This is a genomic window from Pseudomonas sp. FG-3G (assembly GCF_901007645.1).
Taxonomy (GTDB): Bacteria; Pseudomonadota; Gammaproteobacteria; order Pseudomonadales; family Pseudomonadaceae; genus Aquipseudomonas; species Aquipseudomonas rhizophila.
This window is the reverse complement of record NZ_CAAKGZ010000030.1, coordinates 64,787-89,327: the sequence shown is the minus strand read 5'-3', so window position 1 is coordinate 89,327 and position 24,541 is coordinate 64,787. Positions and strand designations below refer to the sequence as shown.

At 59.7% G+C, this 24,541-nt stretch carries 20 protein-coding genes; 17 read left to right on the top strand and 3 right to left on the bottom strand.

Annotation, left to right across the window (positions count from 1 at the left end; all coding sequences use genetic code 11):
* The first annotated feature begins 386 nt into the window (after positions 1-386).
* Positions 387-746, top strand: a complete 360-nt coding sequence (locus PSEUDOMOFG3G_RS21175) for a DUF6124 family protein (RefSeq protein WP_139051060.1) — start codon at positions 387-389, stop codon at positions 744-746.
* 318 nt (positions 747-1,064) lie between these two features.
* Here PSEUDOMOFG3G_RS21175 and dapC read toward each other — a convergent pair whose 3' ends face one another.
* The 3 genes from dapC to map all read right to left on the bottom strand — a co-directional run bounded on the left by dapC (position 1,065) and on the right by map (position 5,928).
* On the bottom strand, positions 1,065-2,264 hold the full coding sequence (gene dapC, locus PSEUDOMOFG3G_RS21170) for a succinyldiaminopimelate transaminase (RefSeq protein ID WP_139051059.1): 1,200 nt from the start codon (positions 2,262-2,264) through the stop codon (positions 1,065-1,067).
* Between the two features lie 136 nt (positions 2,265-2,400).
* The gene (locus PSEUDOMOFG3G_RS21165; protein ID WP_047227559.1) at positions 2,401-5,103 is read right to left on the bottom strand and encodes a [protein-PII] uridylyltransferase; all 2,703 of its coding nucleotides are present in this window, start codon (positions 5,101-5,103) and stop codon (positions 2,401-2,403) included.
* Positions 5,104-5,145: 42 nt separating this feature from the next.
* Complete coding sequence (gene map, locus PSEUDOMOFG3G_RS21160; protein ID WP_047227560.1) at positions 5,146-5,928, bottom strand: type I methionyl aminopeptidase; 783 nt, start codon at positions 5,926-5,928, stop codon at positions 5,146-5,148.
* Positions 5,929-6,278: 350 nt separating this feature from the next.
* Between map and rpsB the strand changes: the two genes are divergently transcribed.
* The 16 genes from rpsB (at position 6,279) to dnaE (ending at position 24,536) form a co-directional block, all read left to right on the top strand.
* The gene (gene rpsB, locus PSEUDOMOFG3G_RS21155; RefSeq protein ID WP_003198231.1) at positions 6,279-7,016 is read left to right on the top strand and encodes a 30S ribosomal protein S2; all 738 of its coding nucleotides are present in this window, start codon (positions 6,279-6,281) and stop codon (positions 7,014-7,016) included.
* Positions 7,017-7,207: 191 nt separating this feature from the next.
* The gene (tsf, locus tag PSEUDOMOFG3G_RS21150; protein WP_047227561.1) at positions 7,208-8,074 is read left to right on the top strand and encodes a translation elongation factor Ts; all 867 of its coding nucleotides are present in this window, start codon (positions 7,208-7,210) and stop codon (positions 8,072-8,074) included.
* Positions 8,075-8,284: 210 nt separating this feature from the next.
* A complete protein-coding gene (gene pyrH / locus PSEUDOMOFG3G_RS21145; protein WP_024779012.1) occupies positions 8,285-9,028 on the top strand; it encodes a UMP kinase in 744 nt (247 codons plus the stop codon).
* Positions 9,025-9,582 (top strand): ribosome recycling factor, encoded by a 558-nt coding sequence (frr, locus tag PSEUDOMOFG3G_RS21140; RefSeq protein WP_047227562.1) that lies wholly within the window; start codon positions 9,025-9,027, stop codon positions 9,580-9,582. Before pyrH ends, frr begins: the two co-directional genes overlap by 4 nt.
* A gap of 13 nt (positions 9,583-9,595) precedes the next feature.
* The gene (uppS, locus tag PSEUDOMOFG3G_RS21135; RefSeq protein ID WP_047227563.1) at positions 9,596-10,351 is read left to right on the top strand and encodes a polyprenyl diphosphate synthase; all 756 of its coding nucleotides are present in this window, start codon (positions 9,596-9,598) and stop codon (positions 10,349-10,351) included.
* Entirely contained in the window at positions 10,351-11,157 is an 807-nt protein-coding gene (locus PSEUDOMOFG3G_RS21130) for a phosphatidate cytidylyltransferase (protein ID WP_047227564.1), read from the top strand. Before uppS ends, PSEUDOMOFG3G_RS21130 begins: the two co-directional genes overlap by 1 nt.
* A complete protein-coding gene (ispC, locus tag PSEUDOMOFG3G_RS21125; protein ID WP_139051058.1) occupies positions 11,154-12,344 on the top strand; it encodes a 1-deoxy-D-xylulose-5-phosphate reductoisomerase in 1,191 nt (396 codons plus the stop codon). The genes PSEUDOMOFG3G_RS21130 and ispC overlap by 4 nt, the downstream gene beginning before the upstream one ends.
* A gap of 52 nt (positions 12,345-12,396) precedes the next feature.
* On the top strand, positions 12,397-13,749 hold the full coding sequence (rseP, locus tag PSEUDOMOFG3G_RS21120; RefSeq protein WP_139051057.1) for an RIP metalloprotease RseP: 1,353 nt from the start codon (positions 12,397-12,399) through the stop codon (positions 13,747-13,749).
* Between the two features lie 74 nt (positions 13,750-13,823).
* Positions 13,824-16,199, top strand: coding sequence for an outer membrane protein assembly factor BamA (gene bamA, locus PSEUDOMOFG3G_RS21115; protein ID WP_139051056.1), 2,376 nt, complete (start codon positions 13,824-13,826; stop codon positions 16,197-16,199).
* Positions 16,200-16,244: 45 nt separating this feature from the next.
* On the top strand, positions 16,245-16,748 hold the full coding sequence (locus PSEUDOMOFG3G_RS21110) for an OmpH family outer membrane protein (RefSeq protein ID WP_047227567.1): 504 nt from the start codon (positions 16,245-16,247) through the stop codon (positions 16,746-16,748).
* A gap of 3 nt (positions 16,749-16,751) precedes the next feature.
* Positions 16,752-17,807, top strand: a complete 1,056-nt coding sequence (gene lpxD / locus PSEUDOMOFG3G_RS21105) for a UDP-3-O-(3-hydroxymyristoyl)glucosamine N-acyltransferase (RefSeq protein ID WP_139051055.1) — start codon at positions 16,752-16,754, stop codon at positions 17,805-17,807.
* A 108-nt stretch (positions 17,808-17,915) separates the two neighbouring features.
* Positions 17,916-18,356, top strand: a complete 441-nt coding sequence (gene fabZ, locus PSEUDOMOFG3G_RS21100) for a 3-hydroxyacyl-ACP dehydratase FabZ (RefSeq protein WP_047227569.1) — start codon at positions 17,916-17,918, stop codon at positions 18,354-18,356.
* Positions 18,353-19,129, top strand: a complete 777-nt coding sequence (gene lpxA, locus PSEUDOMOFG3G_RS21095) for an acyl-ACP--UDP-N-acetylglucosamine O-acyltransferase (RefSeq protein WP_047227570.1) — start codon at positions 18,353-18,355, stop codon at positions 19,127-19,129. Before fabZ ends, lpxA begins: the two co-directional genes overlap by 4 nt.
* Before the next feature lie 2 nt (positions 19,130-19,131).
* On the top strand, positions 19,132-20,262 hold the full coding sequence (lpxB, locus tag PSEUDOMOFG3G_RS21090; RefSeq protein WP_139051054.1) for a lipid-A-disaccharide synthase: 1,131 nt from the start codon (positions 19,132-19,134) through the stop codon (positions 20,260-20,262).
* 11 nt (positions 20,263-20,273) lie between these two features.
* Complete coding sequence (gene rnhB / locus PSEUDOMOFG3G_RS21085) at positions 20,274-20,918, top strand: ribonuclease HII (RefSeq protein WP_160891751.1); 645 nt, start codon at positions 20,274-20,276, stop codon at positions 20,916-20,918.
* A gap of 96 nt (positions 20,919-21,014) precedes the next feature.
* Complete coding sequence (gene dnaE / locus PSEUDOMOFG3G_RS21080) at positions 21,015-24,536, top strand: DNA polymerase III subunit alpha (RefSeq protein ID WP_139051053.1); 3,522 nt, start codon at positions 21,015-21,017, stop codon at positions 24,534-24,536.
* Positions 24,537-24,541 lie beyond the last annotated feature (5 nt).

The following is a 24,541-nucleotide window of genomic DNA, read 5'->3' as shown; positions in this document are numbered from 1 at the left end:
GGTAAATTGAGTTCACTGCTTTGGGGCTGCTGCGCAGCCCAGCGGGAGCAAGCTCCCTCGCCACAGGGATGGCGGTCTGTCAGACGCACCGAAGTTTCCGACAAGTTTTTAAGGTTGTCCGTCGGAAGCGAGGGCTCTAGCCTCTGGGTGTCGCTGCCAATTCAGCGACCGGACGTGAGAATCCGAACTCCTCTAGGCGCGAAGGCGCCGACCATATAAAGTGCAGGCGCTTTTTGTCTGTACATCATGTTATGGCGGCTGTGCGCGGGCATGCTTCGGCATGGCCGGGCTCCTAGAGACTCGGATTCTCACCCCGCGTACGGCTGCCACCCTCCGGTCCGTGAGAAGACTCGGTGGCGGCTCCCAATTCTCTAGGAGCAATAAACATGATCAAAGAAACTCCAAATCCTCCAAAGCCGGCCTCCACTTTCCCCTACGGCGATTACGCACCCGAAAAACTGCAAGAAGCCGCTGATCGTGTGCTGGATCACTATCTCAAACCTGACGACAGCGAGTCAGAACCCAAGCCCTCAGTACAGCTATTCACTGTGGCTGACGGTATCGACACCGAAGTGTTGCTGGCCAATCTCAGCGAAACCCTGGCTTCGGCCAATGCAATGCTCAATGACCTTGCCTTCGATCAGGACGGCTCGCGACGACATGTAGCATTGGGAGTGGCCCAGATGATTGAGTTGGGGATGTTGTTGGCGAACAAGTGCCTGGATCGGGTAGAGCTTCGGGCTTGATTGTAATAGTGCCGTCCTCATCGCGAGCAAGCTTTGCTCCCACAGGATCCGGTATCGATCACAAACTTTGTGAACAACACCAAACCACTGTGGGAGCAAAGCTTGCTCGCGATAAATCGAAAGGCAAACACAAAAATCCCGGCAGAGCACTAAACCTGTGGCGAGGGAGCTTGCTCCCGCTGGGGCGCGAAGCGGCCCTGAAACCGCACAACTCGGTATGTCAGGCAGATTGAGTTGACTGCTTTGGGGCCGCTGCGCAGCCCAGCGGGAGCAAGCTCCCTCGCCACAACAGCGGTCCGCTTCAGCGGGATATAGCCATCAACCCCGACGCTGAATGAACGCGCGAATCCGCTCCGCCGCTTCCACACATTCAGCCAATGGCGCGACCAGGGCCATGCGCACGCGTCCGGCGCCTGGGTTGACGCCATCCACTTCGCGGGACAGGTACGAGCCCGGTACCACGGTCACGTGTTCCTGTTCGAACAGGTCACGGCAGAACGCCGCATCATCGCCCGCTACGTTCGGCCACAGGTAGAAGCTACCGTCGGGGCGTTGCACGTCCAGTACCGGGCTGAGGATTTCCAGTACCGCGTCGAACTTTTCCCGGTACAGCGCGCGGCTGGCCCGTACGTGCACTTCGTCGTTCCATGCGGCGATGCTCGCCAGTTGGGTCTGAACCGGCATCGCGCAGCCGTGGTAGGTGCGATACAGCAAGAAGCCCTTGAGGATGTCCGCATCGCCGGCCACGAAACCGGAGCGCAGGCCTGGCAGGTTGGAGCGTTTGGACAGGCTGTGGAACACCACGCAGCGCTTGAAATCCTGGCGACCGAGCTCGACGCAGGCGCTGAGCAGCCCTGGTGGCGGGGTCTGTTCGTCGAAGTACAGCTCGCTGTAGCACTCGTCCGCGGCAATCACGAAGTCGTGCTCGTCGGCCAGGGCAATGAGCCTCTTCAGCACATCCACCGGGATCAGCGCACCGGTCGGGTTGCCCGGGGAGCACAGGAACAGGATCTGGCAGCGTTTCCAGATGTCCGGCGAGACTGCATCGAAATCCGGATTGAAGCCGTTTTCGTCCAGGCACGGCAGGTAGTGTGGCTTGGCCCCGGCCAGGAACGCGGCACCTTCATAGATCTGATAAAACGGATTCGGGCTGACCACCAGCGCGTCGTCGCCACGGTTGACCACGGTCTGGGTGAAGGCAAACAGCGCTTCACGGGTGCCATTGACCGGCAGCACGTGGCGCGCCGGGTCCAGCCAGCCGTTCGGCACGTTGAAGCGGCGCTCGCACCAGCCGGTGATGGCTTCACGCAATTCCGGGATGCCGAGGGTGGTCGGGTACACGGCCATTTTTTCCAGATTGCTGGCCAGGGCTTCAGCCACAAAGCTTGGCGAGCGGTGCTTGGGCTCGCCGATGGACAGCGCGATCGGGCGTTTGTCCGGGTTGGGCGTGACGCTGCCCAGCAGGGCGCGGAGCTTTTCGAACGGGTAGGGCTGCAACTGGTTCAGAGCGTTGTTCATCGGGGGCCTCGTCAATGTGGGCGCGGTCCTTGTGGGAGCGAGCTTGCTCGCGATAGCGGTGGGTCAGCAGAATCGATGCCGGATGTTCCGTCGCTATCGCGAGCAGGCTCGCTCCCACAGGGGGAAATTTGTTCGTTCAGATGCTGATCCGTGTCAGGTGAGCATCAGGTTCCTGGTTGACGCTCAACTGCCGGACAATCGCGTCCTGCAAGCGGCTGCACAGCTGCGGATCGGACAGCGGCTGGTTATGCGCGTCAGTGATGAAGAACACGTCTTCCACCCGTTCGCCCAAGGTGGCGATCTTGGCGTTCTGCAACGACAGGTCGAACTCCAGGAATATATGCCCGACCCGCGCCAGCAGGCCAGGGCGGTCCGGGGCGCTGAGCTCCAGCACCGTGACCTGACGCTGGGCGTCGTTGTGGATCGTTACCTGGGGAGCGAAGGCGAAGTGCTTGAGCTGGCGCGGGACCCGGCGCTGGATGATGGTCGGGTAATCCGCCGGGTTGCGCAGGGCCTCGGTGAGACCGTCGCGGATCTGTTTGACCCGCGTCGGGTTGTCGCCAATCGAATCGCCATCGGTGTCGAGCACAATGTAGGTGTCGAGGGTGAACTGGCTGCTGGAGGTAATGACCCGAGCGTCGTGAATGTTGAGGTTGAGCTGGTCCATCGCCGCCACAGTCACGGCGAAGAAGTCGTGCTGGTCCGGGGCGTAGATGAAAATCTGCGTGCCGCCCTCGAACTCGCGCTGGGTGGTTTCCTTGATCAGCACCAACGGCCCGCCGTCGGCCGGTTGCTGCAAAATCGCGTCGCTGTGCCAGGCGACGTCGCCGGCAGTGTGGCGCAGGAAATAGTCATCGCCCAACTGCGACCAGAGCTGTTCGACGTCGTCCGGATCGGTGCCGCCGCGCACCAGGATGTCCAGGGCGGCAGTTTGGGTGCGACGGATCTGCTCTTCGCGGTCCACCGGGTTTTCCAGGCCGCGGCGCAGGGCACGCTTGGTCTCGGTGTAGAGCTGGCGCAACAGGCTGGCGCGCCAGGAGTTCCACAGGCTCGGGTTGGTGGCATTGATATCGGCCACGGTCAGCACGTAGAGGTAATCCAGACGTGTTTCATCACCGACGATCTGGGCGAAGTCGTGGATCACTTGCGGGTCGGACAGGTCCTTGCGCTGGGCGGTGGTCGACATCACCAGGTGATTCTGCACCAGCCAGACGATCAGCCGGCTGTCCCATACCGGCAGTTGATGGCGCTGGCAGAACGCCTCGGCATCCACCGCGCCGATCTCGGAGTGGTCGCCCTGGCGACCCTTGCCGATGTCGTGGTAAAGCCCCGCCATGTAGATCAGTTCGGGCTTGGGCAGCTTGCCCATGAGCTTGCTGGCCAGCGGGAATTTTTCCGATACCTGGGTGTATTGCAACTTCCGCAGGTGTTTGATCAGGTTCAGCGTGTGGGCATCGACCGTATAGATGTGGAACAGGTCGTGCTGCATCTGACCGACGATGAAACCGAACTCCGGCAGGTAGCGCCCCAGAATGCCGTAGCGGTTCATCCGCCGCAGGTTGCGATGCACCCCGATCCTGCACTTGAACAGCTCGATGAACAGGCTGGTGTTGCGGATATCGTGGCGGAAGTCGTCGTCGATCAGGTGACGGTTTTCCCGCAGCAGGCGAATGGTGTCGGCGCGCACCCCCTTGATTTCCGGCTGCTGGGCCATGAGCACGAAAATCTCCAGCATGGCGAACGGCGTACGGCGGAATACATTGGCGTTGCGCGCTTCGATGTAACCATCGTGGAGCTGGAAGCGTGAGTTGATCGGCTGCGGCGGTTCTTCGTCTTCGGGGGCGAGGATGACCTCTTCGAAGTGCTGGATGATCAGTTCGCTGAGCTGGGCGATGCTCATCACCACCCGGTAGTACTGCTGCATGAAGTTTTCGATGGACTGCTTGGCATCCTGGCCCTCGAAACCCAGCAAGCCCGCGATGGAGCGCTGGTGATCGAACAGCAAGCGGTCTTCGGAGCGCCCGGCAAGCATGTGCAAGGCGTATCGCACTTTCCACAGGAATTCCTGGGACGAGGCCAGCAGGGCATTTTCGCTTTCCACCAGGAAGCCTTCGCCAGCCAGGGCGCGCAGGTTCAGGGTGCCGTACTGGCGACGGGCAACCCACAGGATGGTCTGGATGTCCCGCAATCCGCCAGGGGAGCCTTTGACGTTGGGTTCCAGGTTGTATTCGGTGTCGTTGTACTTGTGGTGGCGGGCCTTTTGTTCGGCGTGCTTGGCCAGGAAAAAGTCCTTGCTGGGCCACATGTGTGCGGTGCTGGTGACTTCGAGCATACGCTGGCGAAGGCGCTCGGGACCGGCGATGGTGCGGCTTTCCATCAGGTTGGTGATCACCGTCAGGTCGGCGCGGGCCTCGTCGGCGCATTCCTGCACCGAGCGCACGCTCTGACCGACTTCCAGGCCGATGTCCCACAGAAGTGTCAGGAAACGCTCGATGGAGTCGCGGAAAACTTCATGGTCGGCGCTGTCCAGCAGGATCAGCAGATCGATGTCGGAGTAAGGGTGCAGCTCACCGCGCCCATAGCCGCCCACCGCCACCAGGGCAATGTCGGCATCTTCGCTCCAGTTGAACTGCTCCCAGGCCTTTTGCAGGATGTTATCGACGAACCAGGCACGGTCTTCGATCAGCCGGCGAATATCCCGGCCACTGCGAAAGCGCTGGTCGAGCACTTCATGAGCCTGGCGGATCGCCTTCTTGAAGGCCGATATGGGGCTTGCCTTCAGGGCCAGTTCAGCCTGGAACTGGCCGCGGTCGAAGAGTTCGGGATCCACCTGCGGCATCGAATGGCTTTCCTTTCTTTCTATCTATAGCTGGGTTGTGGATCAGGCGGAAACGCGAGCGATGGTGTCATCGCTGCGCAGGGTGAAGATCTCGTACCCAGTCTCGGTAACCAGCAAGGTATGTTCCCACTGGGCCGACAGCTTGCGGTCCTTGGTGATGGCGGTCCAGCCGTCGCCCAGTACCTTGGTGTCGGCGCGACCCTGGTTGATCATTGGCTCGATGGTGAAGGTCATGCCCGCTTGCAGCTCCATGCCGGTGCCGGCACGGCCGTAGTGCAGGATCTGCGGTTCTTCATGGAACACTTTGCCGATACCGTGGCCGCAGAATTCGCGCACCACCGAAAAGCCGTTCTTCTGCGCGTGTTTCTGGATCACTTCACCGATGTCTCCCAGGCGGCAGCCCGGTTTCACCAGTTCGATGGCCATGTACATGCATTCCTGGGTGACTTTCGACAGGCGCTGGGCCCATTCCGGCACGTTGCCGACATGGAACATGCGGCTGGTGTCACCGTGGTAGCCATCCTTGATGACGGTAACGTCGATGTTCAGGGTGTCGCCATCCTTCAACGGCTTTTCGTTGGGGATGCCGTGGCAGACCACGTGGTTGATCGAGGTGCAGATCGACTTGGGGAAGCCTTTATAGTTGAGCGGGGCAGGGATGGCTTTCTGCTCGTTGACGATGTAGTCGTGGCAGATCCGGTCCAGTTCTTCGGTGGTAACGCCCGGCTTGACGTGTTCGGCAATCATTTCCAGCACGTCGGCGGCGAGTTTGCCGGCGACACGCATTTTTGCGATGTCCTCGGGGGTCTTGAGGGTGACGGTCATACAGGCTCTCTCTGCGCCCGGCGGCGCTGTTCAAAACGAAATAGGCGGCGGATGATGAGCAGCGCGGCCCTGAAAGAGGCGATTCTAACAGACGATCAGCGCAATGAACCCTATCGCCTGGATGGAACTCTGTGGCGAGGGGATAAAACCCCTTCCACAGGGGTTTTCAGAATCCGTGTTCCGTTTTCGCCCTCGCTGTGGTATAAAATGCGCCGCTTTCCGGGGATGACCCCGCAAGCTTAAATCCACACACGTGTCGACACGATGACCTGGGTGCCTTCGGCTTATATAGGCCGCTGGTTGGTCATTGGGATACGTGGAGGCCAAACCCGACTTATCAAGGAACTATCATGTCCCAAGTCAACATGCGCGATATGCTGAAGGCCGGTGTGCACTTCGGTCACCAGACCCGTTACTGGAACCCGAAAATGGGTAAGTACATTTTCGGCGCGCGTAACAAGATCCACATCATCAACCTTGAAAAAACCCTGCCGATGTTCAACGAAGCACTGACCTTCGTAGAGCGCCTGGCCCAGGGCAAAAACAAGATTCTGTTCGTCGGCACCAAGCGTTCCGCTGGCAAGATCGTTGCTGAAGAAGCAGCACGTTGCGGTTCGCCGTACGTCGATCACCGCTGGTTGGGCGGCATGCTGACCAACTTCAAGACCATTCGCGCTTCCATCAAGCGTCTGCGTGACCTTGAAGTGCAGTCCGAAGACGGTACTTTCGCCAAGCTGACCAAGAAAGAAGCGCTGATGCGCACTCGCGATCTTGAGAAGCTGGACCGCTCCCTGGGCGGTATCAAGGACATGGGCGGTCTGCCTGACGCACTGTTCGTGATCGACGTTGACCACGAGCGCATCGCGATCACCGAAGCCAACAAGCTGGGTATCCCGGTCATCGGCGTTGTCGATACCAACAGCAGCCCGGAAGGCGTTGACTACATCATCCCAGGCAACGATGACGCCATTCGCGCCATCCAGCTGTACATGGGTTCGATGGCTGACGCTGTTATCCGTGGTCGCAACAATGTTAATGGCGGCACCGAAGTCTTCGCTGAAGAAGCTCCGGCAGCAGCCGCTGAGTAATTGACGCCCTGGCGTTGACTCAGTAAGCAAAAAGGGGGCTTGGCCCCCTTTTTGCCACCTCGAAAACCATTTGTCAGCAGCGCAGCTACAGCATCTGTAACGTGCAGCGGCTAACAAAGGTGGTTCGGGAAGAATTGCACGCCCGTTCAATCGGGTGGAATGGTTGAAAACCTATCCAAGAGGATTTTGAAATGGCAGAGATTACTGCAGCGTTGGTCAAAGAACTGCGCGAGCGTACCGGCGAAGGCATGATGGACTGCAAGAAGGCCTTGACCAAGGCTGGCGGCGACATCGAGAAAGCCATTGATGACATGCGTGCTTCGGGCGCCATCAAGGCTGCCAAGAAAGCTGGCAACGTCGCCGCTGAAGGCGCCATCGCCATCAAGGACGACGGCAAGGTCGCCGTTCTGCTGGAAGTCAACTCCCAGACCGACTTCCTGGCTCTGCAGGATGACTTCAAGGCATTCGTCGCTGCCAGCGTCGAAAAAGCCTTTGCTGACAAACTGACTGATGTCGCTCCGCTGATCGAAGCTCGTGAAGCTGATCGTCTGGTTCTGGTCGGCAAGACCGGCGAGAACGTCAACATCCGTCGTCTGGCTCGCGTTGAAGGTGACGTGGTCGGTACTTACCTGCACGGTAACAAGATCGGTGTTGCAGTTGTCCTCAAGGGCGGTTCCGTTGAACTGGCCAAGGACATCGCCATGCACGTAGCGGCCAGCAACCCTGAGTTCCTGCTGCCATCGCAAGTTTCCGCTGAAGCCATCGAACGCGAAAAAGCCGTGTTCATGAGCCTCAACGAAGACAAGATGAAAGGCAAGCCAGCTGAAATCGTTGAAAAAATGATCGGCGGCCGCATCAGCAAGTTCCTGGCTGAAGCCAGCCTGGTTGAGCAAGCTTTCGTCAAGGACCCGGAAATCACCGTGGGTGCCCTGGCCAAGAAAGGCGGCGCTGAAATCGTTTCCTTCACTCGCTTTGCGGTAGGTGAAGGCATCGAGAAGCCAGTCGACAACTTCGCTGACGAAGTTGCTGCTCAGGTAGCGGCTGCTTCCAAGCAATAAGACGGTTTTTTTAACTGTCGCCCTGAAGAGGCTGCCCGCTCACGCGCGCAGCCTCTTTTTGGATGGGATACCGATTTTTATTGGTTTCCTGTCGGAACTGGCTTACAAAGCCGTGTTTCGATGGCGCTGTGTCAGCGTCAAGCTAGAGTGAACGCAGGCTGCAAACAGCCTGAAAGAATTTTCGAAAATACGCCGCAGGAGAGATTCGCAATGGCTCAGCAGGGCAGTGGTTATCAGGCTCGCTATAAACGCATTCTACTCAAGCTTAGCGGCGAGGCCCTGATGGGCTCGGAAGAGTTCGGGATCGATCCGAAAGTGCTGGATCGCATGGCGCTGGAAGTCGGCCAGTTGGTCGGAATTGGCGTTCAGGTCGGCCTGGTCATCGGCGGCGGCAACCTGTTCCGCGGCGCAGCGCTGAGCGCGGCCGGCATGGATCGGGTTACGGGCGACCACATGGGCATGCTGGCCACTGTGATGAACGCCCTGGCTATGCGCGATGCGCTGGAGCGTGCCAATATCTCGGCCATCGTAATGTCGGCCATTTCCATGGTCGGCGTGACCGATCACTACGACCGCCGCAAAGCCATGCGCCACCTCAATGCCAAGGAAGTGGTGATTTTTGCCGCCGGCACCGGTAATCCGTTCTTCACCACGGATTCGGCCGCCTGCCTGCGAGCGATCGAGATCGATGCCGATGTCGTGCTCAAGGCAACCAAGGTCGATGGCGTCTATACCGCTGACCCGTTCAAAGATCCGCATGCCGAGAAGTTCGATCATCTGACCTACGATGAAGTACTGGATCGCAAGCTGGGTGTCATGGACCTGACGGCTATCTGTCTGTGTCGCGACCACAAGATGCCGCTGCGCGTCTTTAACATGAACAAGCCCGGCGCCCTGCTGAATATCGTGCATGGCGGCGCCGAAGGAACACTGATCGAGGAAGTACAACAATGATCAACGAAATCAAGAAAGACGCTCAAGAGCGCATGCAGAAATCCGTGGAATCGCTGGCACACAACTTCGGTCGCATCCGTACCGGCCAGGCGCACCCAAGCATTCTCGAAGGCGTGATGGTGCCGTACTACGGCGCTGATACGCCGATCAAGCAAGTGGCCAACATCACCGTCAAGGATGCCCGGACCCTGCAAGTCGTTGCCTTTGAGCGCAACATGCTGGGCGCGGTCGACAAGGCCATCGGCAGTGCCGGCCTGAACCTGAACCCGACCAACCTGGGTGAGTTGCTGCTGATTTCCATGCCGGCCCTGACCGAGGAAACCCGTAAGGGCTTCACCAAGCAGGCCCGTGATGTGGCTGAAGACGCTCGCGTTGCCGTGCGCAACATCCGTCGTGATGCCAACAGCCAGCTCAAGGATCTGGTCAAGGAAAAGGAAATCAGTGAAGACGAAGAGCGTCGCGCCGCTGGCGAGATTGATGATCTGACCAAGAAGTACGTGGCTAAGATCGATGCGGATTTGGCGCAGAAAGAAAAAGACCTGATGGCCGTATAAGGGTCTCGTTTTCATGGAAAAGACCAAACAGGCCGTGCCGTTTGCGATTCCGCGTCACGTGGCGATCATCATGGATGGCAATAATCGCTGGGCCAAGAAGCGCTTTATGCCTGGCGTGGCCGGGCACAAGGCGGGGGTCGATGCAGTTCGCGCGGTCATCGAGGTGTGTGCCGAGGCCGGGGTCGAGGTGCTGACCCTGTTCGCCTTCTCCAGCGAGAACTGGCAGCGTCCGGCCGATGAAGTCAGCGCCTTGATGGATCTGTTCCTCAAGGCTCTGCGGCGTGAGGCCAAGCGCCTCAACGACAACAGCATCAGCCTGCGCATCATTGGTGACCGCTCGCGCTTTCATCCCGAGTTGCAGGCTGCGATGCGCGAAGCCGAGGCCGCCACGGCGGGTGCCAATCGGTTCGTCCTGCAAATTGCCGCCAACTATGGCGGCCAATGGGACATCGCCCAGGCAGCCCAGCGGCTGGCGCGGGAGGTCCAGGCCGGGCATCTGCGGCCGGAAGACATCACGCCTGAGCTGCTGCAGACCTGTCTGGCCACTGGCGACTTGCCGTTGCCGGACCTGTGCATTCGTACCGGTGGCGAGCATCGCATCAGTAACTTCCTGCTCTGGCAGCTGGCTTACGCCGAGCTGTATTTCTCCGACCTGTTCTGGCCGGACTTCAAACACGAAGCCATGCGCACGGCGCTGGCCGATTTCGCTTCCCGTCAGCGTCGTTTCGGTAAAACGAGCGAGCAGATCGAAGCTGGAGCCCGGGTTTAATGCTTAAACAACGAATCATCACCGCTCTGATCCTGTTGCCCATCGCCCTGGGTGGATTTTTCCTGCTTGAAGGTGCCAGTTTCGCGCTGTTCATCGGGTTGGTCGTGACCTTGGGGGCATGGGAGTGGGCGCGCTTGGCGGGCTTCCCGGCGCAGTCTGCGCGCGTGGCCTATGCCGTGGCCGTGGCGGCGATGCTGTTCGTCATGTACCTGGTGCCGGGTATCGCGCCCTGGGTTCTGGGGGCAGCGGTATTGTGGTGGGCCACGGCGACCTTCCTGGTGTTGACCTATCCGCGGACCACGCATCATTGGGCAGGTGCTGCCGCGAAGCTGGTGATTGGCCTGCTTATCCTGCTGCCGGCCTGGCAAGGGCTGATCTGGATCAAGCAAGGCCCGTTGGGCAATTGGCAGATCATGGCTGTGATGGTGTTGGTCTGGGGGGCGGATGTCGGTGCCTATTTCTCCGGACGGGCGTTTGGCAAGCGCAAGCTTGCTCCCAAGGTCAGTCCCGGCAAGAGCTGGGAAGGGGTCTATGGAGGCCTGGCCTTGAGCCTGGTGATCACAGCGGTGGTCGGCGTCGTGCGGGAGTGGAGTGCCGGGCAGTTGCTGATGGGCCTGTTTGGGGCTGCTCTCATCGTATTTGTATCGGTGGTCGGCGACCTGACCGAAAGCATGTTCAAGCGTCAGTCCGGCATCAAGGACAGCAGTAATCTGCTGCCCGGCCATGGTGGCGTGCTGGATCGCATCGACAGCCTGACCGCTGCGATTCCGATCTTTGCCGTGCTGCTATGGATGGCGGCATCGTGAGTCGCCCTCAACAAATTACCGTCCTGGGTGCTACCGGTTCGATCGGCCTGAGTACGCTTGATGTCATCGGCCGTCACCCGGAGCGCTATCAGGTATTTGCCCTCAGTGGTTTTACTCGCTTGAGTGAGCTGCTGGCGCTGTGCATACGCCATACCCCGCGTTTCGCCGTGGTGCCTGAGGCTGGCGTTGCCCGCGCCTTGCAGGACGACTTGCGCGCGGCGGGCTTGCCTACCCGTGTCCTGGTGGGGGAGGAAGGGTTGTGTCAGGTCGCCTCCGATCCTGAAGTCGACGCGGTGATGGCGGCGATTGTCGGCGCGGCGGGTTTGCGTCCAACGCTGGCGGCGGTAGAGGCAGGCAAGAAAATCCTGCTGGCCAATAAAGAAGCACTGGTCATGTCCGGCGCGCTGTTCATGCAGGCCGTGCGCAAAAGCGGTTCGGTGCTGCTGCCCATCGACAGCGAGCACAATGCGATTTTTCAATGCATGCCGCAGGACTTTTCCCTCGGCCTGGGCGCAGTGGGGGTCCGGCGGATTTTACTGACGGCTTCCGGCGGTCCGTTCCGGCAGACTCCGCTGGAAGAGTTGGTGCATGTTTCACCCGAGCAGGCTTGTGCTCACCCGAACTGGTCCATGGGGCGCAAGATTTCCGTGGATTCGGCCAGCATGATGAACAAGGGCCTGGAACTGATCGAGGCCTGCTGGTTGTTCGATGCCAAGCCGTCCCAGGTGGAAGTGGTGATTCACCCGCAGAGCGTGATTCACTCCCTGGTGGATTACATAGACGGTTCGGTGCTGGCTCAATTGGGCAACCCGGATATGCGTACTCCGATCGCCAATGCGCTGGCCTGGCCTGCGCGGATTGATTCGGGCGTGGCGCCGCTGGACCTGTTCGCCATTGCCCGCCTGGATTTCCAGGCGCCTGATGAGCAGCGCTTTCCATGCCTGCGTCTGGCGCGACAAGCGGCTGAGGCAGGCAACAGTGCTCCGGCCATGCTCAATGCTGCCAATGAAGTGGCGGTTGCAGCGTTTCTCGACGGACGTGTCCGTTACCTCGAGATCGCGAGTATCATCGAGGAGGTCTTGAACCTCGAGGCTGTGGTTTCGCTCGATGACCTCGATGCGGTATTCACGGCGGACGCCAGGGCTCGTGAGCTGGCGGGCCAATGGTTGAAGCGCCACGGGCGTTGAGGCTGCGGTACGTTAGCCAGGGTTGTCCTGGGCAGGATTGCGGAGAAAACAGATGAGCGCGCTCTATATGATTGTCGGCACCCTGGTTGCATTGGGGGTGTTGGTCACTTTTCACGAATTCGGTCATTTCTGGGTCGCGCGGCGCTGTGGCGTCAAGGTTCTGCGTTTTTCCGTCGGTTTCGGCATGCCGCTGCTGCGCTGGCATGACAAAAAGGGCACCGAATTCGTTGTGGCCGCCATTCCGCTGGGCGGCTACGTGAAGATGCTCGACGAGCGCGAAGGTGAAGTGCCGGCCGATCAGGTCGACCAATCCTTCAATCGCAAGACCGTCCGTCAGCGTATTGCCATCGTGGCGGCGGGGCCGATAGCCAACTTTTTGCTGGCCATGGTTTTTTTCTGGGCCCTGGCCATGCTGGGCAGCGAGCAGGTACGGCCGGTCATCGGTGGGGTGGAGGCCGGCAGCGTCGCCGCCCGTGCCGGGCTGGGTGTCGGGCAGGAAATCGTTGCCATCGATGGGGAGCCGACATCGGGCTGGGCGGCGGTCAACCTGCAACTGGTGCGTCGCCTGGGTGAGAGCGGTTCGTTGCAATTGATGGTGCGCGAGCAGGGTTCCACGGTGGATTCGCCTCGCGAACTGATCCTGGACAACTGGCTCAAGGGCGCCGACGAGCCGGATCCGATCCGTTCCCTGGGGATCAAGCCATGGCGTCCGGCCTTGCCGCCGATACTCGCCGAACTCGACCCGAAAGGCCCGGCCCAGGCTGCAGGCCTGAAGACCGGTGATCGGCTGCTGGCGCTCGATGGCCTGCCGGTCAGTGACTGGCAGCAGGTGGTCGATTCGGTTCGTGTACGTCCGGACAGCAAGATAGTGCTGCGCGTCGAGCGCGATGGTGCGCCGATCGACGTCCCGGTAACCCTGGGCGCCCGTGGCGAGAGCAAGGCGCCGACCGGCTATCTGGGTGCCGGCGTCAAGGCTGTCAACTGGCCGCCGGAAATGATCCGCGAGGTCAGTTTCGGCCCTGTGGCGGCGATTGGCGAGGGCGCGCGTCGTACCTGGACCATGAGCATCCTGACCCTCGATTCGCTCAAGAAAATGTTGTTCGGCGAGCTCTCGGTAAAAAACTTGAGTGGACCGATAACCATTGCTAAAGTGGCGGGCGCTTCTGCCCAGTCGGGCGTCGCTGATTTCCTGAATTTCCTTGCTTATCTGAGCATTAGCCTGGGGGTTCTGAATTTGCTGCCCATTCCGGTACTGGATGGGGGGCATTTGTTGTTTTATCTGATCGAGTGGGCGCGTGGTCGTCCCTTGTCGGATAGGGTGCAAGGTTGGGGGATACAGATCGGTATCAGCTTGGTGGTCGGGGTGATGTTGCTTGCCTTGGTCAACGATCTGGGTCGTCTGTAACGCTTCGCTGAATTGCGAATCTGCCGCATTTTGCGGCAGTTTGTTTATTGCCAGTTGGAATAAGAAAGGACTTCATGAAACGTCTGCTGCTAACTGCGGTTCTCACCGTATTGATGATCGCCGAAGTTCACGCCGAGTCCTTCACTATCTCTGATATTCGCGTCAATGGCCTCCAGCGGGTCTCCGCGGGTAGTGTCTTTGGTGCCTTGCCGTTAAACGTCGGCGAGCAGGCGGATGATCGGCGTCTGGTGGAATCCACTCGCGCGCTGTTCAAAACCGGCTTCTTTCAGGATATCCAGCTGGGTCGTGATGGCAATGTACTGGTCATCACGGTAGTTGAGCGTCCATCGGTTGCCAGTATCGAGATCGAAGGCAACAAGGCGATCTCCACTGAAGACCTGATGAAGGGCCTCAAACAGTCCGGTCTGGCCGAAGGCGAGATCTTCCAGCGCGCCACCCTCGAAGGTGTTCGTAACGAGCTGCAACGCCAGTACGTTGCCCAGGGCCGTTACTCGGCCACCGTCGACACCGAAGTGGTGCCGCAGCCGCGCAACCGCGTAGGCCTGAAGGTCAACATCAATGAAGGCACGGTGGCGGCGATCCAGCACATCAACGTGGTGGGCAACACCGTTTTCCCTGATGAAGACCTGATCGACCTGTTCGAACTCAAGACCACCAACTGGCTGTCGTTCTTCAAGAACGACGACAAGTACGCCCGTGAAAAGCTCTCCGGTGACCTGGAACGTCTGCGTTCCTACTACCTGGACCGCGGCTATATCAACATGGATATCGCTTCGACCCAGGTGTCCATCACCCCGGACAAGAAGCACGTCTACATCACCGTCAACGTCAACGAAGGCGACAAGTACACCGTTCGTGACGTCAAGCTCAGCGGCGACCTGAAGGTGCCGGAAGACCAGGTCACCTCGCTGCTGCTGGTGCAGAAGGGCCAAGTGTTCTCGCGCAAGCTGATGACCACCACTTCCGAACTGATCACCCGTCGTCTGGGTAACGAGGGCTACACCTTCGCCAACGTCAACGGCGTGCCGCAACCGCACGATGAAGACCATACCGTCGACATCACCTTCGCCGTGGATCCGGGCAAGCGTGCCTACGTCAACCGCATCAACTTCCGTGGCAACACCAAGTCCGAAGATGAGGTGCTGCGCCGTGAAATGCGCCAGATGGAAGGTGGCTGGGCGTCGACCTACCTGATCGACCAGTCCAAGACCCGTCTGGAGCGCCTGGGCTTCTTCAAGGAAGTCAACGTCGAGACCCCGGCAGTACCGGGCGTCGATGACCAGGTCGATGTGAACTACAGCGTTGAAGAGCAGGCGTCCGGCTCGATCACCGCCAGCGTCGGTTTCGCCCAGAGCGCCGGCCTGATCCTCGGTGGTTCGATCACCCAGAACAACTTCCTGGGTACCGGTAACCGGGTCAGCGTTGGCTTGACCCGCAGCGAATACCAGACCCGCTACAACTTCGGTTTCGTGGACCCCTACTGGACTGCTGACGGTGTGAGCCTGGGCTACAACGCCTTCTATCGCACCACTGACTATGATGAGCTCGACTCCGACATCTCCAGCTATGCCGTGGACAGCCTGGGTGCAGGCGTAAACGTGGGTTATCCAATCAGCGAGACTTCGCGTCTGACGTTCGGTCTCACCGCACAGCAGGACGAGATCAGCACCGGGCGTTATACCGTTGACGAGATTTTTGACTTCGTTGAAAAGGAAGGCGACAAGTACCTGAACTTCAAGGCGTCTGTCGGTTGGTCCGAATCGACCCTGAACAAAGGTGTGCTGGCGACCCGTGGTCGTTCCCAGAGCCTGGTATTGGAAACTACCACCCCTGGCAGCGACCTCTCGTTCTTCAAGCTCGACTATCGTGGCCAACTGTTCCAGCCGCTGTCTGATAATTACACCATGCGCCTGCACACTGAGCTGGGTTATGGCGACGGTTATGGTTCCACCGACGGCTTGCCGTTCTACGAGAACTACTATGCTGGTGGTTTCAACTCGGTCCGTGGCTTCAAGGACAGCACCCTTGGTCCGCGCAGTACGCCAAGCAAGGGCACCAACCCGGGAACCATACGTGATCCGGACCAGGATCCGCTGCCGTTCGGTGGTAATGTCCTGATCCAGGGCGGTGTCGAGCTGTTGTTCCCGATGCCGTTCGTCAAGGATCAGCGCTCCTTGCGTACCTCGGTATTCTGGGACGTGGGTAACGTATTCGACTCTTCGTGCGAGGACACCACCAACGCCGACGGCACCAGGTCCAATACCAAGTGCAACGACATCAGCCTGAGCAACATGGCAAGTTCCGTGGGCGTGGGTGTGACCTGGGTCACCGCGCTCGGTCCATTGAGCTTCGCCCTGGCGATGCCGATCAAGAAACCGGATGACGCTGAAACCCAAGTGTTCCAATTCTCCCTCGGCCAGACGTTCTAAGCGTCTGACCCAAGATAACGACAATGGATTTTGTAGGAGTACATCGTGCGTAAGTTGACTCAATTGGTTCTCCTGGCGACCTTGATGGTCGCAGGTCCGGCTTTTGCCGACATGAAGATTGCCGTACTGAACTATCAGATGGCCCTGCTGGAATCCGACGCGGCGAAGAAATACGCCGTGGATGCTGAGAAGAAGTTCGGCCCGCAACTGACCAAGCTCAAGAGCCTGGAGAGCAGCGCCAAGGGTATCCAGGATCGTCTGGTCTCCGGTGGCGACAAAATGGCCCAGGGCGAGCGTGAGCGTCTGGAGCTTGAGTTCAAGCAAAAGGCTCGTGACTTCCAGTTCCAGTCCAAGGAGCTGAACGAAGCGAAAGCCGTTGCCGACCGCGAGATGCTCAAGCAGCTCAAGCCAAAGCTCGACCGGGCGGTGGAAGAAGTCATCAAGAAAGGTGGTTTTGACCTGGTGTTCGAGCGTGGTGCAGTGATTGACGTCAAACCCCAGTACGACATCACGCGCCAGGTTATCGAGCGCATGAATCAGCTGAAGTAATCCATGACAGCGATTATCAAGCTCGGCCAACTGGCTGAGTTCCTCGGCGCCACCCTGCGTGGCGACCCGGAGAAGGTCATCACTGGGCTAGCCACTTTACAAGAGGCTGGCCCAGCTCAGTTGAGCTTCCTGGCAAATCCTCAATATCGCAAATACTTGGCCGACAGCCGGGCCGCAGCGCTGTTGCTCAAGCCTGCCGATGCCGACGGGTTTGCAGGCGATGCGCTGATCGTGCCGGATCCCTATCTGGCGTATGCGCGGATTTCCCACCTGTTCGACCCCAAGCCCAAGTCGGCCCCCGGCATTCATCCCAGCGCGGTCATCGCGGCGGATGCGGTGGTTGATCCCACGGCCAGCATCGGTCCTTTTGTCGTCATTGAAAGCGCCGCCCGGGTCGGCCCGGGCGTCACGCTGGGCGCCCATTGCTTCATCGGTGCGCGCTGCGAGATCGGTGAGGGTGGCTGGCTTGCTCCGCGGGTCACGTTGTATCACGACGTGCGTATCGGAAAGCGGGTGGTGATCCAGTCGGGCGCGGTACTGGGCGGTGAAGGTTTCGGTTTTGCCAAGGAAAAGGGGATCTGGCAAAAGATCGCCCAGATCGGCGGCGTGACCATCGGTGATGACGTGGAAATCGGTGTCAACACCGCGATCGACCGTGGTGCCCTGTCTGATACGGTCATCGGCAATGGCGTCAAGCTCGACAACCAGATTCAGATCGCTCACAACGTCCAGGTCGGTGATCACACCGCCATGGCCGCCTGCGTAGGCATTTCCGGCAGCACCCGGATCGGCAAGCATTGCATGCTCGCCGGTGGTGTGGGGCTGGTGGGGCACATTGATATTTGTGACAACGTATTCCTCACCGGAATGACCATGGTGACCCATTCGATCACCGAGCCGGGTGCTTATTCTTCCGGCACGGCGATGCAACCGGCGGCCGAATGGCGCAAGAGCGCGGCCCGAATCCGCCAGCTCGATGACATCGCGCGGCGTTTGCGTCAGTTGGAAAAGCGTGTAGGGGACGTGACCCCTGACGGTAATGCTTCATCAGATGGCTGATACCATTTCCATATCAAGTGTGCACAGCCGCTAGACTGCCTCCTTGATTTGCTAGAGGGGCGCGCGTCGATCGTGCGCTTCCAATCTTTACATAGGCTTCCCCCCGAAATGATGGACATCAACGAGATTCGCGAATACCTGCCTCACCGTTACCCGTTCCTGCTGGTGGACCGGGTGGTGGAACTTGACGTTGAAGGCAAGCGGATTCGCGCCTACAAGAATGTCAGCATCAACGAACCGTTCTTCAATGGTCACTTTCCCGCGCATCCAATCATGCCCGGCGTGCTGATCATCGAGGCAATGGCTCAGGCTGCCGGGATCCTTGGTTTCAAAATGCTCGACGTGAAGCCTGCCGACGGCACGCTTTACTACTTCGTGGGCTCCGACAAGCTGCGTTTTCGCCAGCCGGTCACCCCGGGCGATCAGCTGATCCTCGAAGCCACATTCATCAGTTGCAAGCGCCAGATCTGGAAGTTCGAATGCCAGGCTTCGGTCGACGGCAAGCCAGTCTGCTCCGCTGAAATCATCTGTGCGGAACGCAAACTATGAGTTTGATTGACCCTCGCGCAATCATCGATCCGGCGGCAGTCCTGGCCGCCGATGTCGAGGTCGGCCCATGGTCGATCATCGGCCCAGGTGTGGAAATCGGCGAGGGTACGGTGATCGGGCCCCATGTAGTTCTCAAGGGTCCGACCCGGATCGGTCGGCACAACCGCATCTACCAGTTTTCTTCGGTAGGCGAGGACACGCCCGATCTCAAGTACAAAGGTGAAGAAACCCGGCTGGTCATTGGCGATCACAACGTGATCCGCGAAGGCGTGACGATTCACCGTGGCACCGTTCAGGATCGTTCCGAAACGACCCTGGGCAACCATAACCTGATCATGGCCTACGCCCATATCGGTCATGACAGCGTCATTGGCAACCATTGCATCCTGGTCAACAACACCGCATTGGCTGGCCACGTGCATGTGGACGACTGGGCGATCCTGTCCGGTTTCACCTTGGTCCATCAATATTGTCATATCGGCGCCCACAGCTTCTCGGGCATGGGCACCGCCATCGGCAAGGACGTACCGGCCTATGTCACTGTGTTCGGTAACCCGGCCGAAGCCCGCAGTATGAATTTCGAAGGCATGCGCCGTCGTGGTTTCAGCGAAGAGGCGATCACGGCATTGCGGCGCGCCTACAAGGTTGTGTACCGCCAGGGGTTGACCGTCGAACAGGCCCTTGTCGAGCTGGCCGAGGCTTCGGCGCAGTTCCCGGAAGTCGCGATATTCCGTGACTCCATCCAGTCCTCGACTCGCGGCATCACTCGCTAACCATGGCTAACTTGCGTATAGCACTGGTGGCGGGAGAGGCTTCCGGTGACATTCTGGGTGCCGGTCTGATGCGCGCGCTCAAGGCGCAGCACCCAGCAGTGGAGTTCATCGGTGTCGGTGGCCCCTTGATGCAGGCCGAAGGGCTGGCGTCATATTTCCCCATGGAACGCCTGTCGGTGATGGGGCTGGTTGAGGTGCTCGGACGTCTGCGCGAACTGCTGGCTCGCCGCAAGAAGCTGATCGCGACACTGATCGACGAAAAACCGGATGTGTTCATCGGCATCGATGCGCCGGATTTCACTCTCAATATCGAACTCAAGTTGCGTCAGGCCGGTATCAAGACGGTGCATTACGTCAGCCCCTCGGTCTGGGCCTGGCGGCAGAAGCGCGTGTTGAAAATCCGCGAAGGCTGCGACCTGATGCTCACGCTGCTGCCGTTCGAAGCCCGATTCTACGAAGAGAAGGGCGTGCCGGTACGGTTTGTCGGCCATACCCTGGCCGATACCATTCCCCTGGAAGCGGATCGTGACGCGGCGCGTCAGACGTTGGGCCTGCCCGACGGCCCGCTGGTGGCCTTGATGCCCGGTAGCCGTGGCGGCGAGGTCAGTCGCCTGGGAGGCTTGTTCTTCGACGCCGCCGAGCGTCTGCGAGCAATGCGTCCCGGCGTGCGTTTTGTTCTGCCCTGTGCCAGCCCGCAACGACGGGCTCAGCTTGAAGCGCTGCTGGCCGGGCGCGATCTGCCTGTCACATTGCTCGATGGCCGCTCTCATCTCGCACTGGCTGCGTGTGACGCCGTGTTGATTGCTTCCGGCACTGCTACCCTTGAGGCGTTGCTGTACAAACGCCCGATGGTGGTCGCCTATCGCCTGGCGCCGTTGACGTTCTGGATCCTCAAACGCATGGTCAAGAGCCCTTACATCTCCTTGCCCAATCTGTTGGCCCAGCGCTTGCTGGTGCCTGAATTGCTGCAGGACGAGGCAACCGCCGATGCGCTGGCCCGTACGTTGTCGCCCTTGATCGACGGTGGCCAGGAGCAGACCCGGGGCTTTGATGACATTCACCGTACCTTGCGCCGCGATGCCTCCAACCAGGCCGCCGACGCAGTATTGACCCTGATCGGCGCCAAACCATGAGTAACGTGAAATTGCAGATGGGCCTGGACTTCAATCTGGTGGCTGAAGTTGAAGAACTGGTGGCCGGTGTTGATGAGGTCGGTCGTGGTCCGTTGTGCGGCGCAGTGGTGACGGCAGCGGTGATTCTCGATCCAAACCGGCCCATTCTGGGCCTCAACGACTCCAAGAAGCTCACCGAAGCCCGTCGCGAAAAGCTCTACGACGAAATCTGCGAGAAAGCCCTGAGCTGGTGCATTGCCCGGGCTGAAGTGGAAGAGATCGACGAGCTGAATATCCTGCACGCCACCATGCTTGCGATGCAGCGTGCCGTGGAAGGCCTGCACATCACCCCGAAACTGGCGATGATCGATGGCAATCGGTGTCCGAAGCTGTCTATGCGCGCCGAAGCAGTCGTTCAGGGGGACGGCAAGGTGCCGGCCATTGCGGCGGCATCGATTCTGGCCAAGGTCAGCCGTGATCGGGAAATGAGCGCCTTTGAATTGATTTACCCGGGCTACGGCATCGGCGGCCACAAGGGCTACCCGACGCCCGTTCATCTGGAAGCGCTGGCGCGCCTTGGGCCAACGCCGATCCATCGGCGCTCGTTCGCGCCGGTGCGGCTGGCTTATGAAGCCCGTGAGGGTTTGATCGTAAGTCATCAGACTGCGGTCTCTTGATGCAGGCTTTTGTGGCAAGGCAATCATGCTGATGTTTTACCCAAGGCTCGGTACAATCCGGGCCTTGTTGTTTTCATGACTTAACGCAGGATCACTATGCCGGCTTCATTCGTTCATCTACGCCTGCACACTGAATACTCCCTGGTCGATGGCCTGGTGCGGATCAAGCCACTGGTCAAGACCCTGGTGGGCATGAACATGCCTGCTGTGGCGGTCACCGACCAGAACAACATGTGTTCGCTGGTCAAGTTCTACAAAAATGCCATGGGCGCCGGGATCAAGCCGATCTGCGGGGCCGACCTGTGGCTGTCGAACAAAGACCCGGACGCGCCGCTGAGCCGCATCAGCCTGCTGGTGATGAACGCCGTGGGTTACCGCAACCTCACCGAGTTGATCTCCCGCGGTTTTATCGATGGCCAGCGCAACGGCTCGATCATCATCGAGCGCGAATGGGTAGCTGAGGCCAATGAAGGTTTGATCATGCTGTCGGCGGCCAAGGAAGGTGAAATCGGCCTGGCCCTGCTCAGTGGCAATCCAGAAGAAGCCGAAGTGCTGGCCCGCGATTGGATGGCGGTGTTCCCGGACCGCTTCTACATTGAAGTGCAACGCACCAATCGCCCCAACGACGAAGAACACCTGCATGCCGCCGTGGCCCTGGCCGACAAGATCGGCGCGCCGCTGGTGGCGACCAACGACGTGCGCTTCATCAAGCAGGAAGATTTCGAAGCTCACGAAACCCGCGTCTGTATCGGTGAAGGCCGGGCGCTCGATGATCCGCGTCGTCCGAAAAACTACAGCGATCAGCAATACCTCAAAAGCGCCGAGGAAATGGCCGAGTTGTTCAGCGACCTGCCGGAAGCGCTGGAAAACACCGTCGAGATTGCCAAGCGCTGCAACATCGAAGTGAAGCTGGGCAAGCACTTCCTGCCCAACTTCCCGATCCCCGATGGCATGACCATCGACGAGTATTTCCGCAAGGTATCCTTCGATGGCCTGGACGAGCGCCTCAGCGTTCTCTTGCCCAAGGACACCACCGAAGATTACGAAGCCAAGCGCCAGGTCTATGTCGACCGGTTGAATTTCGAGCTGGATATCATCATCCAGATGGGCTTCCCCGGTTACTTCCTGATCGTGATGGACTTCATCCAATGGGCCAAGAGCAACGGCGTGCCGGTGGGGCCAGGCCGGGGGTCGGGTGCAGGCTCCCTGGTGGCTTACGTGCAGAAGATCACCGACCTCGACCCGCTGGAATATGACCTGCTGTTCGAACGTTTCCTCAACCCGGAACGGGTGTCCATGCCCGACTTCGACGTCGACTTCTGCATGGACGGTCGCGACCGGGTGATCGATTACGTGGCCGAGAAGTACGGCCGCAACGCGGTGAGCCAGATCATCACCTTCGGTTCCATGGCCGCCAAGGCTGTGGTGCGTGACGTGGCGCGGGTGCAGGGCAAGTCCTACGGTTTGGCGGATCGTCTGTCGAAGATGATCCCGTTCGAAGTCGGCATGACCCTGGAAAAAGCCTACGAGCAGGAAGAAATCCTTCGGGACTTCATCAAGGTCGATGAAGAAGCCGCGGAAATCTGGGAGATGGCCCGCAAGCTTGAAGGCGTGGTGCGTAACGTCGGCAAGCACGCCGGGGGCGTGGTGATCGCGCCGACCAAGCTGACTGACTTCTCGCCGATCTATTGCGATGAAGAGGGCGACGGCCTGGTAACCCAGTTCGACAAGGATGACGTCGAGGCGGCGGGCCTGGTGAAGTTCGACTTCCTTGGCCTGCGGACCCTGACGATCATCGACTGGGCGCTGAAAACCATCAACCGTGATCGGGCCAAGGTCGGCGATGCGCCGCTGGACATCGCGTTTATTCCGCTGGATGACAAGCCGACCTACAGCCTGTTGCAAAAAGCCGAAACCACGGCGGTGTTCCAGCTTGAATCCCGGGGTATGAAGGAGCTGATCAAAAAGCTCAAGCCCGACTGCCTCGAAGACCTGATCGCACTGGTGGCCCTGTTCCGTCCGGGCCCGCTGCAATCGGGCATGGTGGATGACTTTATCAACCGTAAGCACGGGCGCGCCGAGCTGGCGTACCCGCACCCGGATTATCAGTACGACGGCCTCAAGCCGGTACTGGCGCCGACCTACGGCATCATCCTGTACCAGGAACAGGTGATGCAGATTGCCCAGGTGATGGCCGGTTACACCCTCGGCGGCGCGGACATGCTGCGTCGGGCGATGGGTAAGAAAAAGCCCGAGGAAATGGCCAAGCAGCGCGGCGGTTTCATTGAGGGTTGTGCGAACAACGGCATTGATGCGGACCTGGCCGGTAACATCTTCGACCTGGTGGAAAAATTCGCCGGTTACGGCTTCAACAAATCCCACTCGGCCGCCTATGGTCTGGTGTCGTACCAGACCGCGTGGCTGAAGGCCCACTACCCGGCGCCATTCATGGCCGCGGTACTGTCGGCGGATATGCACAACACCGACAAGGTCGTGACCTTGATCGAAGAAGTGCGGACCATGAAGTTGCGCCTCGACGCGCCGGACGTGAACGCTTCGGAGTTCAAGTTCACGGTGAACGACGAAGGCCGCATCATTTATGGACTGGGGGCGATCAAGGGCGTGGGTGAAGGACCGGTGGAAGCCATCACCGAAGCCCGTCAGGACGGACCGTTCAAGGACCTGTTCGATTTTTGCGCCCGGGTCGATCTCAAACGCATCAACAAACGTACCCTCGACGGTTTGATCCGCAGCGGTGCATTGGACCGTCTGGGCCCGTACTTCCAGGATGAACCCAAGGCCTACCAGGCCAACATCGACCGCAACCGCGCGGTGCTGCTGGCGGCCATGGAAGAAGCGATCAAGGCCGCCGAGCAGACCGCCCGGACCCATGACAGTGGTCACGCCGACCTGTTTGGCGGGTTGTTTGTCGAGGAAGATGCCGATGTCTACGGTAATCACCGCAAGGCCAAGGAGCTGACGCTCAAGGAGCGTCTCAAGGGTGAGAAAGACACCTTGGGCCTGTACCTCACGGGTCACCCGATCGACGAGTACGAAGGCGAGATCCGCCGGTTCGCCCGCCAGCGCATCATTGATCTGAAGCCGGCGCGTGACACGCAGACCGTCGCCGGTATGATCATTGCCCTGCGGGTAATGAAAAACAAAAAGGGCGACAAGATGGGCTTTATCACCCTCGACGACCGCTCCGGGCGCATCGAGGCGTCGTTGTTTGCCGATGCGTTCCATTCGGCCCAGTCGCTGTTGCAGACTGACGCGATGGTTGTGGTGGAAGGCGAAGTCAGCAACGACGATTTTTCCGGTGGCCTGCGGCTGCGGGTCAAACGGGTGATGAGCATGGAAGATGCCCGGACCAACCTGGCCGAGAGCCTGCGCCTGAAATTGCAGACCCAGGATCTCAAGGGCGATCAGCTACGCTGGCTGGGGGAGTTGTTCAAGCGCCATCGCGGTGCTTGCCCGATTACCATGGAGTACGTGCGCCCCGACGCCAAGGCTGTGCTGCAGTTCGGCGAAGGCTGGCGGATCGATCCGGCGGATGCGTTGATTCAAGCCTTGCGTGACCAGTTTGGCAAAGACAACGTCTTCCTCCAATACCGTTGACGGCC

Coding starts and splice junctions, on each gene's coding strand:
- pyrH (WP_024779012.1), top strand. CDS start 8,285: ATGGCTCAGCAGGGCAGTGGTTATCAGGCTCGCTATAAACGCATTCTA.
- bamA (WP_139051056.1), top strand. CDS start 13,824: ATGAAACGTCTGCTGCTAACTGCGGTTCTCACCGTATTGATGATCGCC.
- uppS (WP_047227563.1), top strand. CDS start 9,596: ATGGAAAAGACCAAACAGGCCGTGCCGTTTGCGATTCCGCGTCACGTG.
- rseP (WP_139051057.1), top strand. CDS start 12,397: ATGAGCGCGCTCTATATGATTGTCGGCACCCTGGTTGCATTGGGGGTG.
- rpsB (WP_003198231.1), top strand. CDS start 6,279: ATGTCCCAAGTCAACATGCGCGATATGCTGAAGGCCGGTGTGCACTTC.
- tsf (WP_047227561.1), top strand. CDS start 7,208: ATGGCAGAGATTACTGCAGCGTTGGTCAAAGAACTGCGCGAGCGTACC.
- frr (WP_047227562.1), top strand. CDS start 9,025: ATGATCAACGAAATCAAGAAAGACGCTCAAGAGCGCATGCAGAAATCC.
- lpxA (WP_047227570.1), top strand. CDS start 18,353: ATGAGTTTGATTGACCCTCGCGCAATCATCGATCCGGCGGCAGTCCTG.
- PSEUDOMOFG3G_RS21175 (WP_139051060.1), top strand. CDS start 387: ATGATCAAAGAAACTCCAAATCCTCCAAAGCCGGCCTCCACTTTCCCC.
- dnaE (WP_139051053.1), top strand. CDS start 21,015: ATGCCGGCTTCATTCGTTCATCTACGCCTGCACACTGAATACTCCCTG.
- lpxD (WP_139051055.1), top strand. CDS start 16,752: ATGACAGCGATTATCAAGCTCGGCCAACTGGCTGAGTTCCTCGGCGCC.
- map (WP_047227560.1), bottom strand. CDS start 5,928: ATGACCGTCACCCTCAAGACCCCCGAGGACATCGCAAAAATGCGTGTC.
- dapC (WP_139051059.1), bottom strand. CDS start 2,264: ATGAACAACGCTCTGAACCAGTTGCAGCCCTACCCGTTCGAAAAGCTC.
- PSEUDOMOFG3G_RS21165 (WP_047227559.1), bottom strand. CDS start 5,103: ATGCCGCAGGTGGATCCCGAACTCTTCGACCGCGGCCAGTTCCAGGCT.
- PSEUDOMOFG3G_RS21130 (WP_047227564.1), top strand. CDS start 10,351: ATGCTTAAACAACGAATCATCACCGCTCTGATCCTGTTGCCCATCGCC.
- lpxB (WP_139051054.1), top strand. CDS start 19,132: ATGGCTAACTTGCGTATAGCACTGGTGGCGGGAGAGGCTTCCGGTGAC.
- fabZ (WP_047227569.1), top strand. CDS start 17,916: ATGATGGACATCAACGAGATTCGCGAATACCTGCCTCACCGTTACCCG.